12 protein-coding genes and 1 tRNA gene are annotated in these 14113 nt (G+C 58.9%); 10 read left to right on the top strand and 3 right to left on the bottom strand.

The features are described from left to right. Window positions 1-99: 99 nt before the first annotated feature. Both QP027_RS09490 and QP027_RS09485 read left to right on the top strand, forming a co-directional pair. Window positions 100-1053, top strand: a complete 954-nt coding sequence (locus tag QP027_RS09490) for a diaminopimelate dehydrogenase (protein WP_284827006.1) — start codon at window positions 100-102, stop codon at window positions 1051-1053. A 13-nt stretch (window positions 1054-1066) separates the two neighbouring features. After that, window positions 1067-1139: transfer RNA gene (locus QP027_RS09485), tRNA-Thr, on the top strand. A 118-nt stretch (window positions 1140-1257) separates the two neighbouring features. On the opposite strand, the gene QP027_RS09480 is transcribed toward QP027_RS09485, so the two are convergent. Next, entirely contained in the window at window positions 1258-2622 is a 1365-nt protein-coding gene (locus QP027_RS09480; RefSeq protein WP_284824346.1) for an MFS transporter, read from the bottom strand. A gap of 167 nt (window positions 2623-2789) precedes the next feature. Between QP027_RS09480 and QP027_RS09475 the strand changes: the two genes are divergently transcribed. The 3 genes from QP027_RS09475 to QP027_RS09465 are packed head-to-tail and all read left to right on the top strand — an operon-like array spanning window position 2790 to window position 5849. Then, entirely contained in the window at window positions 2790-3503 is a 714-nt protein-coding gene (locus tag QP027_RS09475; protein WP_284824345.1) for a response regulator transcription factor, read from the top strand. A gap of 53 nt (window positions 3504-3556) precedes the next feature. Continuing rightward, the gene (locus tag QP027_RS09470) at window positions 3557-5032 is read left to right on the top strand and encodes a sensor histidine kinase (RefSeq protein WP_284824343.1); all 1476 of its coding nucleotides are present in this window, start codon (window positions 3557-3559) and stop codon (window positions 5030-5032) included. Between the two features lie 43 nt (window positions 5033-5075). Beyond that, window positions 5076-5849 carry a MerR family transcriptional regulator gene (locus tag QP027_RS09465; protein WP_284824342.1) on the top strand — a complete coding sequence of 258 codons (774 nt, stop codon included), beginning with the start codon at window positions 5076-5078 and terminating at the stop codon, window positions 5847-5849. On the opposite strand, the gene QP027_RS09460 is transcribed toward QP027_RS09465, so the two are convergent. Next, window positions 5846-6271, bottom strand: coding sequence for an HIT family protein (locus tag QP027_RS09460; RefSeq protein WP_284824340.1), 426 nt, complete (start codon window positions 6269-6271; stop codon window positions 5846-5848). The genes QP027_RS09465 and QP027_RS09460 overlap by 4 nt on opposite strands. 39 nt (window positions 6272-6310) lie before the next feature. Here QP027_RS09460 and purD point away from each other — a divergent pair, with 39 nt between their 5' ends. From purD to purB, 3 genes are read left to right on the top strand one after another with little or no spacing between them, the layout of a single operon-like run. Then, window positions 6311-7552: a phosphoribosylamine--glycine ligase gene (purD, locus tag QP027_RS09455; RefSeq protein WP_284824338.1), complete on the top strand. Its 1242-nt coding sequence runs from the start codon at window positions 6311-6313 to the stop codon at window positions 7550-7552. Between the two features lie 52 nt (window positions 7553-7604). Then, window positions 7605-8708 (top strand): pyridoxal phosphate-dependent aminotransferase, encoded by a 1104-nt coding sequence (locus QP027_RS09450; RefSeq protein ID WP_284827004.1) that lies wholly within the window; start codon window positions 7605-7607, stop codon window positions 8706-8708. 19 nt (window positions 8709-8727) lie between these two features. Beyond that, window positions 8728-10158 (top strand): adenylosuccinate lyase, encoded by a 1431-nt coding sequence (gene purB, locus QP027_RS09445; protein WP_284824336.1) that lies wholly within the window; start codon window positions 8728-8730, stop codon window positions 10156-10158. On the opposite strand, the gene QP027_RS09440 is transcribed toward purB, so the two are convergent. Next, entirely contained in the window at window positions 10155-10916 is a 762-nt protein-coding gene (locus QP027_RS09440) for a hypothetical protein (RefSeq protein WP_284824334.1), read from the bottom strand. The genes purB and QP027_RS09440 overlap by 4 nt on opposite strands. Before the next feature lie 118 nt (window positions 10917-11034). On the opposite strand from QP027_RS09440, the gene QP027_RS09435 reads away from it, so the two are divergent. Both QP027_RS09435 and QP027_RS09430 read left to right on the top strand, forming a co-directional pair. Further along, a complete protein-coding gene (locus QP027_RS09435; RefSeq protein WP_284824332.1) occupies window positions 11035-11928 on the top strand; it encodes a phosphoribosylaminoimidazolesuccinocarboxamide synthase in 894 nt (297 codons plus the stop codon). Between the two features lie 39 nt (window positions 11929-11967). Continuing rightward, window positions 11968-14106: a S9 family peptidase gene (locus QP027_RS09430; protein ID WP_284824330.1), complete on the top strand. Its 2139-nt coding sequence runs from the start codon at window positions 11968-11970 to the stop codon at window positions 14104-14106. Window positions 14107-14113 lie beyond the last annotated feature (7 nt).

Below are 14113 nucleotides of genomic sequence, written 5' to 3'. Positions count from 1 at the left end.
ACATCAAGCAGACTAGTATCTTTTTGCCAGGGTCGAGTACCCACGCATCAATGTATTGTATTACCTGAAATGGCCCTAAGAAGTAAGGATCTAAAAATGATGCGCATCGGAATTGTCGGTTACGGCAACCTAGGCAAGAGCGTCGAGAAGCTTATCGACGACCAACCGGACATGGAAGTAGGCGCAATCTTCTCGCGTCGCGCCACCTTGGACACGACTTCCCGCGTCCTCCCAGTTGCTGACTTTGCGCAGTACAAGGACGAGATCGACGTTGCAATTCTATGCTTGGGCTCGGCTACTGATATCCCAGAGCAGGCCCCAGAGTTTGCCAAGTACACCCCGACCGTAGATACCTACGACAACCACCGCGATGTCCCACGTCACCGCGAAGCAATGGACAAGGTCGCTCGGGAAAACAACACCGTCGCAGTGGTTTCCACCGGCTGGGATCCAGGCATGTTTTCCATCAACCGCACCATGGCGGAAGCTCTTTTGCCAGGCGCGAAGCAAAACACCTTCTGGGGTCCAGGCCTGTCCCAGGGTCACTCCGACGCGGTTCGTCGTATTGAGGGCGTAAAGGCCGGGGTGCAGTACACCATCCCAGCAGAGGATGCGCTGGACCGTGCCCGCAAGGGCGAGACCGAGGGCCTAGACGGCAAGAGCGCTCACAAGCGTGTGTGCTACATCGTCGCCGACGAAGCTGACCAGGAGCAGATCGAGCAGGAAATCCGCACCATGCCGGATTACTTCGTCGGTTACCAGGTGGAGGTCAACTTCATCGACGAGGTGACCTTTGAGAAAGAGCACACTGGAATGCCACACGGTGGACACGTGATTACTACCGGCGATACTGGCGGCTTCCACCACATGATCGAGTACACCCTTGAACTTGATCGCAACCCAGACTTCACCGGTGCGGTGGCAATTGCGTACGCTCGTGCTGCGGTTCGTCTCCAAGAACAGGCAGCTCACGGGGCTTACACCGTCTTGGAAGTCCCCCCATACTTGATTTCACCTACCCCGCTGGATGAACTCATCGCACGGGATGTGTAATATCTCTTCGAGTGCTGGAGTGGCGCAATTGGCAGCGCAACGCACTTGTAATGCGTCGGTTGCGAGTTCGAGTCTCGTCTCCAGCTCGGAGAAACCCCCTTCACCTGGTCAAACAGGTGGAGGGGGTTTGTTTTTGGGCCGGTGGCGCTGCGGGGAAGACCGTAAGGTGAATTTGATCAGGGCCACTTGCGCCCGCGCACCGCGCTAGTCGAACTTGATCGGCTGGTTGATATCGCCTGAGTCCGCCTGTTCGGTGCGTACCGGGTCGCGGACTGGGATGATCAGGATGGCGCCGATGAGCAACACCATGACGATGCCGATGATGCCGGCGCGGTCGTCGGCACCTGCAATACCGATGAAGGTGGCAAAGAGGAGCGGAGTCAGCCACGACACTGCACGGCCGGTGGTGGTGTACAGGCCGAACATCTCGCCTTCCTTCCCAGGAGGGGACACGCGCGCGATGAAGGAGCGTGAGGAAGACTGTGCAGGGCCAACGAAGAGACACAGGATCAGGCCGAGGACCCAGAAAGAGGCGGGGCCTTCCGCGAAGAGCATGATGAAGCCAGTGACGATCATGCTGATGAGGGACACCATGATGATGATTTTGGGGCCAACGCGATCGTCGAAAAGCCCACCGATGATCGAACCAAGGGCTGCGGCGATGTTCGCCGCGACACCGAACAGGAGGATCTCGTCGGTTGGAACACCGTAGACGGAAACGCCGAGAATCGCTCCGAAGGCGAAAACACCCGAAAGGCCGTCGCGGAAGATCGCAGAGGCGGCGAGGAAGTAGAGGCCGTTCTTATTGGTGGTCCAAAGGACGCGGATGTCGTCGAAAAGCCTTTTGTAAGACTGCACGAAGCTGTCGTTAAACTCCGGGTTGGTCGCCTGCTTCTCTGGGATGCGGAACATGAGGGGGAGGGCAAAGCCGAAGAGCCACAGCGCGGCGAAGATCGCGACTAACCGGATGTTGAAGCCTTCTTCGATCGGTAGGTTGAGAAAGCCTCGCGTATCTCCATCGCCGGCGACGAAACCTGCGTAGCACAGCAGCAACAAGACGATGCCGCCGATGTATCCCGCCGCCCAGCCGAAACCGGAGACGCGACCAACCGTTTCTTTGGTGGAAACCTGGTTGATCATGGCGAAGTAGGACACCTCTCCGAATTGGATCGTGATCGCGCCCATGCCGATGAGGAATGTTCCCAGCCAGAAGTACTCCACGCTGGTATTACGGACGAAAAAGAGGGAAGCCATGATCAGCGCGGTGACGGTGGTCCAGATGACTACCGAGCGCTTGCGGGTGCCCTTTTCGTCGGCGCGATGTCCGATTACTGGAGTGACCAGCGCGATGGCGACTCCGGCTGCAGCCATGGTTGCGGAGTACCACTGCGATGCCGTGAATGGTCCGGAAACGTGGAGTCCGACGGAATCGACTAGGTAAACGGAGAAGATGAAGGTAACTAGAACTGCGTGAAAAGCAGCGGAGCCACAATCCCACAGCGCCCACGAAAAGACCGATACTGGGTCGGTGCGCTGCTGTGTGGACGACTCTGGTGTGTGATCGGCCATGCGTTGATAGTAATCATTGCTGATCAACCCTGCTGAGTAGCGGGGTCGTGGTGCCCCGTAATAGTGCCCCCGGTAAGTCAAATATCACTTACAGCTAACGTTCAGCAAACGTACAGTGGAGGGGAGTTGACTAGTCTGAACGCAACAAGAAGGTGGAATCAAAACTCATGCCAGAAACCCAGAACCCACAAGGTTTGAAAATCCTCGTTGTCGATGATGAACCTAACATCGTCGAACTTTTGACGGTCTCCCTGAAATTCCAAGGCTTTGAAGTCGAAAGTGCAAGCTCCGGGCAGGAAGCGCTGCGCATCGCACGCGACTTCGCCCCAGACGCCTACATTCTCGATGTCATGATGCCGGGCATGGACGGGTTCGAGCTGCTGGGCAAACTCCGCGCAGGAAGCCTCGACGGCCCAGTCCTGTTTCTGACCGCGAAGGATGCCGTGGAAGACCGCATCCACGGCCTGACCATCGGTGCCGACGACTATGTGACCAAGCCGTTCTCTCTCGAAGAGGTCATTACTCGTCTGCGCGTTATCTTGCGCCGTGGCAACGTCACCGAAGGCGATCGCGAAGACTCAACGATCCGCTACGCTGACCTCACGCTGAACGACGAAACCCACGAGGTAACCAAGGCAGGCGAGATCATCGATCTTTCCCCAACCGAGTTCAACCTGCTGCGCTACCTCATGCTCAACGCTGAGGTTGTGCTGTCCAAGTCGAAGATTCTGGACAACGTGTGGCACTACGACTTCGGCGGTGACGGAAACGTTGTAGAGTCCTACATCTCCTACCTGCGTCGTAAGATCGACACCGGCGATGTGCCACTTATCCACACCGTGCGTGGCGTCGGCTACGTTTTGCGTACCCCGCGCCAGTAAAAGCGCGCGGATAAAATCACGCGGAATTCTTTCAGCAAAGTTTAGGCAGTTTCATGGCAGACAAGGGCACCGACGAGGTCGCCGCAGACATCACAGACGGAGCCGCGAAGAAGGGCAAGTCAAAGCTCTCAACTCCGCCGTCACGCGCGCTTCCCATGCGCACGTGGCTGGTTGTGCTTACGGTGATGATCTCCGCGTTTGGTCTCGTCGGCAGCTCCGTGGCCGTGCATGTTTTGATGCGTGAGGTGCTGTTCTCGCGTGTCGACGAAGACCTCGCGATGGGCATCGACACATGGGCGCGGTCAGTCCAACTCAACCGCGGCTCGTCGGTCACGCCGATGCCATCGGAGTTCTGCCAGATCACGATCAGCCCGACCGGCTCGATCCGCACCGTCAACGATCAAGGCAGCCCGCCCGATTTCCACCAAATCACAGAGCTGGGCACACCGGTGACCATCGAGTCAACAGCAAATTCACTCGAGGAGCGCGATTGGCGCGCCATCGCTATCCAGGGTGATGACGGAACTACCACCATTGTCGCGCGCTCCTTGGAGCCGGAACAACAACTCATGGCTGGCCTCGGCGCGATCCAGGCGATCATCGCAGCCATCGTCTTGATCTTGATGGGCCTTGCGTCCTACTACTTCGTGCGCCGCGCGATGGCGCCGCTGCGCGAGGTCGAATCCACAGCACTGGCCATCGCTGAGGGCGACCTCGACCGACGCGTTCCCGAGTGGTCGCGCGAAACCGAGGTCGGGCAACTGTCCTACGTGCTGAACAAGATGCTCGGGGAGCTGCAAGACTCCCTGGAAGAAGCCCAATCCAAAGAGGAGCAGATGCGTCGCTTCGTCGGTGATGCTTCCCACGAGCTGCGTACGCCGTTGACCAGTCTGCGTGGCTACACCGAGCTGTACCGCCAGGGCGCAACCGATGATGTCGACTTCGTCTTGACCAAGATCGACGACGAGTCCAAGCGCATGAAACTCCTCGTTGAGGACCTTCTTGCCCTGACCCGAGCCGAAGGTACACGGCTTTCGATGAAGCCGGTCGATTTGCTCGAACTCACCTTATCGGTGGCAAGTTCCGCCCGCGCTGCATTCCCGGGCCGCGCCATCGAGGTTGATAACTCCACCGCGGCGATCCCTGTGGTCTCCGGCGACGCAGACCGACTCCACCAAGTCCTTTTGAATCTCGTGGTCAACGGCCTAAAACATGGCGGCGAAGAAGCAACCGTGCACATCGAACTGCGCTATGACGAAGACAACGTCATCGTTGTCGTAGCCGATGATGGCGAGGGCATGAGCCCCGAAGCGGCGCAGCATATCTTCGAACGCTTCTACCGCGCAGATACCTCGCGCTCCCGCGGCAGCGGCGGCTCGGGTTTGGGCCTTGCCATCACAAAGACGCTTGTCGAGCAACACGGAGGCACAATTTCCGTGGTCAGTGAGGTGGGCGTTGGCTCGGTATTTACCATCGTCTTGCCGCGCCTGAAAGAGGCAGAGCTTCCGAGCCAGGCAGATGACGAGTAATGTACTTGACCTTTCCCCTGCGGCAAGCTCCAAGCTATAGGGCATGACCGAATCTACTGAGTACTCCATCGGCGAAGCTGCCCAAGCCCTCGGCGTTACAACCAAAGCTTTGCGCCACTGGGACGACATCGGCTTGCTGAGTCCGACCTGGCGCACCTGGTCTGATTACCGGCTCTATACCGACCGTGATCTTGAGCGCGGCGCAGCAATCGTCCTCTACCGCAACGCTGGAATGAAGCTGGCAGATATTCGCACACTTGTCGACGACCCATCGTCGTCGACAATTACCCGTGCGTTGAAATGCCATCACGCCGAACTTCTGCGACAAAAGAGAAGCGTGATGCAGCAGCTGGAAGCGGTCACCGAACTCATCGGCAAAGCAGAAAAAGGAATGGAAATCATGGACGACATGACAAAGTATCTTGGCGGAAACATGCCTGCATACCAAGAAGAAGCACGTCAACGCTGGGGTGATTCCCCGGAGTGGGCACAGTCGCAAGCCAAGATGGAAACGATGAAAGAGGCCGACTGGGCCAACGTGAAGGCCGAGCAGCAAGCCTTCGCCGCTGATCTAGCGCGGGCGAAGGTCCGTGGAGTGGCGCCGGGATCACCGGAGGCGCTGGTGCTCGTCGACAAGCACCGCGAGATGATCGGGCAATGGTACAAGGTGACGCGTTCGCGCCAACTCATTCTCGCGCGCATGTACACGCAGGATGCGCGTTTTAGCGCTGCCTACGGTGGTGCAGAAGGTTACCTGCTTGAGCTCGTCGACACGCAAGCGAAACTAGAGGGGATCGACGAGCCGAGCTGGGACTAAATGATGTAGCCGTTGTCGTCGGTGCCCAGGATGGCGCGCAACTTCGCTGCGGCTTCGTCCATCTTGGCTGGGTCGGTGGCATCGGCGCGCATGGCGGTGGAGAGGTCGTAGCCACCCATGTCGTTTGCCGGGAAGATGTGGATATGAGCGTGTGGAACCTCGAAACCAGCGATGAGGTACGCGGCGCGCTGTGAACCGAAGGCCTCGATGCAAGCGCGACCGACGTTTTGGGCTACCTCGTTCATTTGCTTCCAGGTGGATGGGCCGATGTCTGTCCACTTGTCGATCTCTTCGACAGGAATAACAAGGGTGTGTCCGTAGGCGACAGGCTCGATTGACAAGAAGGCAGCCACCTTGTCATCGCGATAGACGAACCGGCCAGGAAGTTCTCCGTTGATGATCTTGGTGAATACGCTAGACATAGGAACAATGCTACCTGGCATAACGCTATTATGAGTGACATGCGCATCCTAGTGATTGGCTCCGGCGGCCGCGAACACGCTCTGATTAAAGGCCTTTCCGGCCACGAACTTTTTGTTGCCCCAGGTAACGCAGGCATCGCCCAGCACGCGACATGTCTCCCGTGCGAAGTGGACGATCCCTCCAGCGTGGTCGGCGTGGCACGCCACATTGAGGCAGACCTAGTCGTCATCGGCCCGGAGATTCCGCTCGTCGCAGGCGTTGCAGATGCCCTGCGTGAAGCAGGTTTTGCGGTCTTCGGCCCCAACCAAGAAGCAGCAGCCTTGGAAGGGTCCAAAGCGTTTGCCAAAGAGGTGATGGCCGCAGCGGGCGTGAAGACCGCCCATGCACAGCGCATCACCGATCCAGACCAGATCGCAGAGGTTCTCGACCAGTTCGGCCCACAGTTCGTGGTCAAAGATGATGGCCTCGCGGGCGGCAAGGGCGTTGTGGTCACAACCGATCGTGCGGTGGCAGAAGAACACGCGCGCGCAGTGATTGCCGCAGGTAATCCCGTGCTGGTTGAGTCCTTCCTCGACGGTCCTGAGGTCAGCTTGTTCTGCCTAGTAGACGGCGAAACTGTCGTCCCCCTGCTGCCAGCACAGGATCACAAGCGTGCGTACGACAACGACGAAGGCCCGAACACAGGTGGCATGGGTGCGTACGCGCCTTTGCCGTGGCTACCGGAAGACGGCGTGCAGCGCATTGTCGACGAAGTAGTAAAACCTGTGGCGAAAGAAATGGTCAGTCGGGGAATCCCTTATTCCGGCTTGCTCTACGCGGGTCTGGCATGGGGTGCGGAAGGCCCCGCCGTAATCGAGTTCAACGCCCGCTTCGGAGACCCCGAAACCCAAGCAGTACTTGCGCTTCTTGAAACCCCATTGGCCGATGTTCTCAATGCCACCGCCACTGGTACCCTTGCCCAGTTGCCTGCACTCACGTGGCGCGACGGCGCGGCGGTCACTGTCGTCCTGGCTGCCGAGAACTACCCGGCATCGCCACGCACGGGAGACGTGATCACTGGTGACATCGTGGACGATGTTATCCATGCCGGCACCAAGCGCGACGGCGAAGGGAACTACATCTGTGCAGGTGGCCGCGTACTCAACGTCGTTGGTGTGGGTAAAGATCTTGCTCAAGCCCGTGAGGATGCCTACCGTCAGATCGAACAGATCAACCTCGAAGGCTCGTTCTACCGCCGTGACATCGGACAGCGTGCATTAGACGGTCAGATCACGGTTTAAGCTAGAACCTATGAAGGTTTCACAACGAGGTCAGGCCCAACCATTCCGAGTCATGCAAATGCTCGACCTTGTCCAGCGCCGCAAGCGTGAGGGCAAGGACACCATCATGTTGTGCGCTGGCCAGCCATCTACTGGCGCGCCTTCGCAGGCGCTTGATGCTGTCTCGCAGGTGCTTTACGACGACACCCTCGGCTACACCGAAGTTGTCGGCGATCGGGAACTCCGCGAGATCATCGCAACGTGGCACTCCGACACTTATGGGGTGGATACAAAGGCTGACAACGTCATTATCACCACGGGTTCCTCGGGCGGTTTTGTTAACGCCTTCATCGCCTGCTTGGATGCCGGTGACACCGTGGCGATCTCGCGACCCGGTTATCCGGCGTACCGCAATATCCTCGAAGCGCTGGGTGCCAACATCGTCGACATGGTCTGCGATCAGTCCACACGGTTTCAGCCCACCGCAGACATGTTGGACGAGCTGCAGCCCAATGCCGTCATGATCACCAGTCCAGGCAACCCGACCGGCACGATCATCGACCCAGAGGAGCTAGAGCGCATCGCTAGCTGGTGCGACGCGAACAACGCGTGGCTGATTTCGGACGAGGACTACCACGGCATGAGCTTCGGGCGCCCCGAGGCAACCGCGCGGCAGTTTTCTAGCAATGCCATTGTCGTCGGCACGCTGTCGAAGTATTACTCCATGACCGGCTGGCGCGTCGGCTGGCTGATCCTGCCCGATGCGCTGCTGGAATCCGTGGAGAACCTGCAAGCTTCGCTCGCGCTGTGTGCACCGGCGGTGTCGCAGGTGGCAGCGAAAGGGGCGTTTACCGACGAGGCTCGGACAACACTTGATGCATACGTGGATGACTACCGCGCAGTGCGCGAGGTGTTCATTAACGAGCTGCCAAAGATCGGCCTAGGAACCTTTGCCGATCCCGACGGTGGCTTGTATCTCTGGCTCGACGTTTCTGAGTACACCCAGGATTCCGAGGCTTGGTGCCACAAGCTGGTCGAAGACATCGGTGTGGCGTTTGCGCCGGGTGTCGATTTTGACCCGGTTAATGGAAACACCTGGGTACGCTTGAGCCTGTGTTCCACCCCGGAGCTAGCGCGTGAAGCGTGCGCCCGCCTAGACGAATACCTGAACAACTAACAGAAAGAACTGATCCCCCGTGGCCGAAAAACCTGTGATCGCTAACGTTTTGTCCTCCCGCTACGCATCGCCGACGATGTCCACGCTGTGGAGCCCGGAACACAAGATTGTCCTTGAACGCCAGCTGTGGATCGCGGTGATGCGTGCGCAGAAGGATTTGGGCATCGATATTCCAGAAGATGCGATCCAGGCCTACGAAGCTGTTATTGATCGTGTTGATTTGGCATCCATCGCGGAGCGTGAGAAAGTCACCCGCCACGATGTGAAGGCACGCATCGAAGAATTCAACGCATTAGCTGGTCATGAGCACATTCACAAGGGCATGACCAGCCGCGACCTCACAGAGAATGTCGAACAGCTGCAGATCTATCGTTCGTTGGAAATCGCACGCGACAAGGCTATCGCGATGCTCAAGGCCATCGGTGAGCGCGCTGCCCAGTACCAGACCATGGTCATGGCGGGCCGCTCCCACAATGTCGCGGCGCAGGCCACCACCATGGGCAAGCGCTTTGCTACTGCCGCCGACGAGATCTTGGTCGCAGTGCGTCGCATCGAGAACCTCCTAGAGCGCTACCCACTGCGCGGCATCAAGGGCCCGATGGGCACCTCCCAGGACATGTTGGACCTGATGGGTGGCGACGAGGCCAAGCTGCAGTCGTTGGAAACCTCCATCGCTGACTACCTGGGCTTTTCCAACATCTTCGATTCCGTCGGGCAGGTGTACCCGCGCTCCCTCGACCTTGACGCCGTGTCTGCTTTGGTGCAGCTTGGTGCCGGCCCGTCCTCACTTGCGACGACCATCCGCCTTATGGCTGGCAACGAGACCGTGACGGAGGGCTTCAAGGAGGGCCAAGTTGGCTCCTCCGCGATGCCGCACAAGATGAATGCACGCTCGTGTGAGCGCGTCGGCGGTTTCCAGGTCATCCTGCGTGGCTACCTCACCATGGTCGCTGATCTCTCCGGCCAACAGTGGAATGAAGGCGACGTGTTCTGCTCGGTAGTTCGTCGAGTTGCATTGCCGGATGCTTTCTTCGCCATCGACGGCATGATGGAGACTTTCCTCACCGTCCTCGACGAGTTCGGAGCTTTCCCCGCGATGATTAACCGCGAGCTCGATCGTTACCTGCCGTTCCTAGCAACCACGCGCATTCTGATGGCTGCGGTGCGCAAGGGCGTGGGACGCGAAACCGCCCACGAAGTAATCAAGGAAAATGCCGTGGCGATGGCGTTGGACATGCGCGAGAACGGAGCCGAGCAAAATCTCATCGAGCGCCTTGCCGCCGACGAGCGACTGCCAATGACCGTCGACGAGCTGGAGGCGGTCATGGAAGACCGCCACGCCTTCATCGGCGCGGCGGAATCCCAGGTGGATAGTGTGCTTCGTCGCATCCAGGATCTGGTCAACGCGTACCCGGATGCCGCGAATTACAAGCCAGGTGAAATCCTCTAGTAGAAGTACAGGCGGGTCTCCTCAAAATCGGTGTTGTGGTCGCCCCCGGTTACTTCAACACCGTCTGCGTCTAGACCGCCAGAGACTGCGACCCACGACAGGGCTGCAGTTTTGTACTCGGTTCCTTCCTTGAGGTCGTCGAAGCCGGTGGGGACCACCTCGCTGTCGTGGATGCCGCAGGCGGTTTCTTCCGGCAGCATCGAGATGCGATTGGCGCTTTGGCCCTGTTTGCTCACCGGTTTGACATCCGGCGCAGCAGAGATTGTGGCATCGCTTTCACCCGCGCCGAGGTACTTCAGCGTGACTTCGTGGCAGACGAATTCTTTGATCTCCTCGGGGTTTTCTACTGTGCCGTTGGCATCGGTTTCGAGTTCTTCCAACGTCAGGGTCTGGGGTTCGGCCACGTTGACCTCCCAGAACTGTGGCTTGCCGGATTTGAAGTCGGTGGTCACGATGTAACCGGTGTCGCCGAACGAGAGTTGTTCACCGTCCGCTGAGGGAGTGAATCCGGCCGGCAATTGGTCGGAGCTTGGGTTTTCAGGAGCCTTGGTGCTCGACGGGGATTCGGACTTCTCGGAGGTTTCCGCGGGGGCAGGGGCGTTGGTGGTTTCTTCTGCTTGGACATCGACTGGCTCTTCGTCCTGTCCGAGAAACGGCAGGTCTAGGCTGGTGCAGCCGGTGAGTCCGAGGGCAGGAAGGGAGATGGTCAGGGCAAGCGCGGCGCGCAGAATCTTGGTCTGTGTCAGAGTGTGTTTCATGCCTTTTGAATGATGGATGGGGCCGAAGTGTTCCCGCCAGGCTGGAATCTCCATCGAAAGTTTCAATCTTGCGGATTGAATTACCCAACCCGTGGTGCTGGGTCTACACTGTGATTTCATGCGACCAGAGCTGTCAGACTACACCCACCTTTCTGCAGGTAAAGTACGTGAGATCTACGAGATCGACGACGAAACCCTGCTCATGGTGGCAACAGACCGTATTTCTGCTTACGACATCTCCCTCGAGCCTGAGATCCCCGACAAGGGGCGCGTGCTCACCGCCACGAGTGTGTTCTTCTTCAACCAGATCGATTTCCCGAACCACTTGGCCGGCGACATCGATGACGAACGAATTCCAGAGGAAGTTCTTGGACGTGCGCTCGTCGTCAAGCGGTTGAAGATGCTGCCTTTCGAGTGCGTTGCGCGTGGCTACCTCACTGGATCGGGGCTGAAGGAATACAAGGAATCCGGCACAGTCTGTGGCATCAAGCTGCCGGAAGGGCTCACTGAGGCATCGAAGCTGCCTGAGCCGATCTTCACCCCGGCGACGAAGGCGGAGCAGGGCGACCATGATGAAAACGTGTCGTATGAGGTCGTCGTCGACAAGCTTGGTGAGGCTCGAGCAAGCCAACTGCGCGACGCGACACTGCAGATTTACTCGCAGGCTGCTCGCATCGCCGAGGAGCGCGGTATCATCCTGGCCGACACCAAGTTTGAGTTCGGTTTAGACACAGATGGCACGCTCGTGCTTGCTGACGAAGTCCTGACCCCGGATTCCTCCCGCTACTGGCCAGCGGACTCCTACGAGGAAGGAAAAGTGCAGCCGAGCTTTGATAAGCAGTACGTGCGCAACTGGCTGACCAGCCCGAAGTCCGGCTGGGAACCAGGTGGCACTGTAGCCCCTCCAGAGCTGCCGGGCTCGGTAGTCGAGGCCACCCGCGAGCGCTATGTCGAGGCGTATGAGCGTTTGAGCGGCGAGAAGTTCTGCGAATGGCTGGGCACCTGCGTCTAATCGACGCTGATGTGCAACACAGGGTTAGGATGGGCGGTTATGAATACCGTCCAGCCTGACCCTGCTCAGCTTTCTGCACCAGTTGCTCCGATCCACCCGACCAACCGCGAATTTCACGGGCGCACCTTTGTCGATGACTACGAATGGATGCGCAACAAGGAGTCCCAAGAGACCTTGGACTACCTAGAGGCGGAGAACGCGTACACGAAGCAGCAGACGGCTAAAAACGAATGGCTCCAGGACTCGATCTTCCAAGAAATTAAGTCCCGCACCAAAGAGACTGACATGTCGATCCCACAGCGCGCGGGCGATTTTTGGTACTACGGCCGCACCATCGAGGGCAAGAGCTACGGCGTGAGCTGCCGCGTGCCCGTGGCTGAAGGCGAGGATCCATGGACCCCGCCCGTGGTTCCTGAGGACGGATCCGGATTGCCAAACGAGCAGATCATCCTCGATCTGAACGAGCTCGCCGAGGGCCACGAGTTCTTCTCCCTCGGTGCGTCGAGCGTAACCGTGTCTGGTCGTTACCTCGCGTACTCCGTAGACACCGAGGGCGATGAGCGTTTCACCATGCACGTTAAGGACCTCGAGACGGGGGAGCTTCTCGACGATCGCCTAGACGACGTCTTCTACGGCGCCACCTGGGCTGGCGAGGACTACCTCTTCTACCAGCGTGTTGATGAGGCTTGGCGACCAGATTCCGTCTGGCGCCACAAGATCGGCACCCCAGCGGCGGACGACGTGCTGGTCTACCGCGAGGACGACGAGCGTTTCAATGTCGGCGTTGGTGCTGAGCGATCTGAGCGATTCCTCATGATCGAGTCCGGCTCCAAGATCACTACAGAGACGCGCGTGTTGGACATTACCAATCCGGAAGGGGAGTTTGAGGTGCTCTGGCCACGCGAACAGGGCGTGGAGTACGGAGTGGACTATGCCTTGGTCGCCGGCCGTGAGCACTGGGTGGTTACCCACAACGCGCTGGGACCGAACTTCTCGGTGGGGCACTGCGAGATCGGCAATCTGCCACCGCTTCGCGAACTAACCGAGCTTGTCCCACACGATGACAAGGTACGCATCGAAGGCATTGACACCTACCGCGACTTTATGGCCATGGGATACCGGCGTGGCGGCATTGGCCAAGTCGCATTCATGCAGTTCACAGAGGCAGGGTTCACCCAGTTCGAGGAGCTTTCCTTCGAGGAGGAGGTCTACACCGTCGGCGTCGGAGGCAACCCCGAGTGGGACGCCCCAGTTGTTCGCCTGAGCTACGTGTCTTTTACTCAGCCGGCGAAACTGTTCAACTACACCGTTGCCACCGGGGAGCGCACCCTGCTGAAAGAGCAGGAAGTCCTGGGCGGATATGACCCGCAGGAATACAAGGCGTATCGCATGTGGGCCACCGCGGAGGACGGGGTGCAGATTCCAGTTTCGGTGGTGCACCGTGCCGATTTGGTCGTCGATAAGCCAAATCCGACGCTGCTTTACGCCTACGGTTCCTACGAGCACAGCATCGACCCGGGCTTTTCCATCGCACGGTTGAGTCTGATGGACCGCGGCATGATCTTCGCAGTCGCGCACGTGCGCGGCGGCGGCGAGATGGGGCGCACCTGGTACGAGGACGGCAAACTACTGCGCAAGAAGAACACGTTTACCGATTTCATCGCGGCCGCTGACATGCTTATCGACGAAGGCCTGACCACCCCGGCGCAGCTCGTCGCCGAGGGAGGATCCGCTGGTGGCATGCTGATGGGCGCGATTGCGAACATGGCTCCCGAGAAATTCGCGGGTATCCAGGCGATTGTGCCATTTGTGGACCCGCTGACATCGATCCTCATGCCGGAACTGCCCCTGACCGTGACCGAGTGGGATGAGTGGGGCGACCCGTACCACGACCCTGAGGTGTACGACTACATGGCCAGCTACGCTCCATATGAAAACATCGAGCCGAAACGGTACCCGAATATCCTGGCCGTGACCAGCTTGAACGACACCCGCGTGCTGTATGTCGAGCCTGCGAAATGGATCGCGAAGCTGCGCAAGATGGCCACAGGAGGCGAATTCCTCCTCAAGTGCGAGATGTCCGCGGGCCACGGTGGCGTTTCGGGACGCTACGACCGCTGGAAGCAGACCGCTTTTGAATATGCGTGGACACTGGCTACGGCCGGGGCAGTGAAATAGTTCGCAG

The sequence above is a fragment of the Corynebacterium breve genome (assembly GCF_030252165.1).
In the GTDB taxonomy this organism is placed as follows: domain Bacteria; phylum Actinomycetota; class Actinomycetes; order Mycobacteriales; family Mycobacteriaceae; genus Corynebacterium; species Corynebacterium breve.
This window is presented reverse-complemented; position numbering and strand designations above follow the sequence as displayed.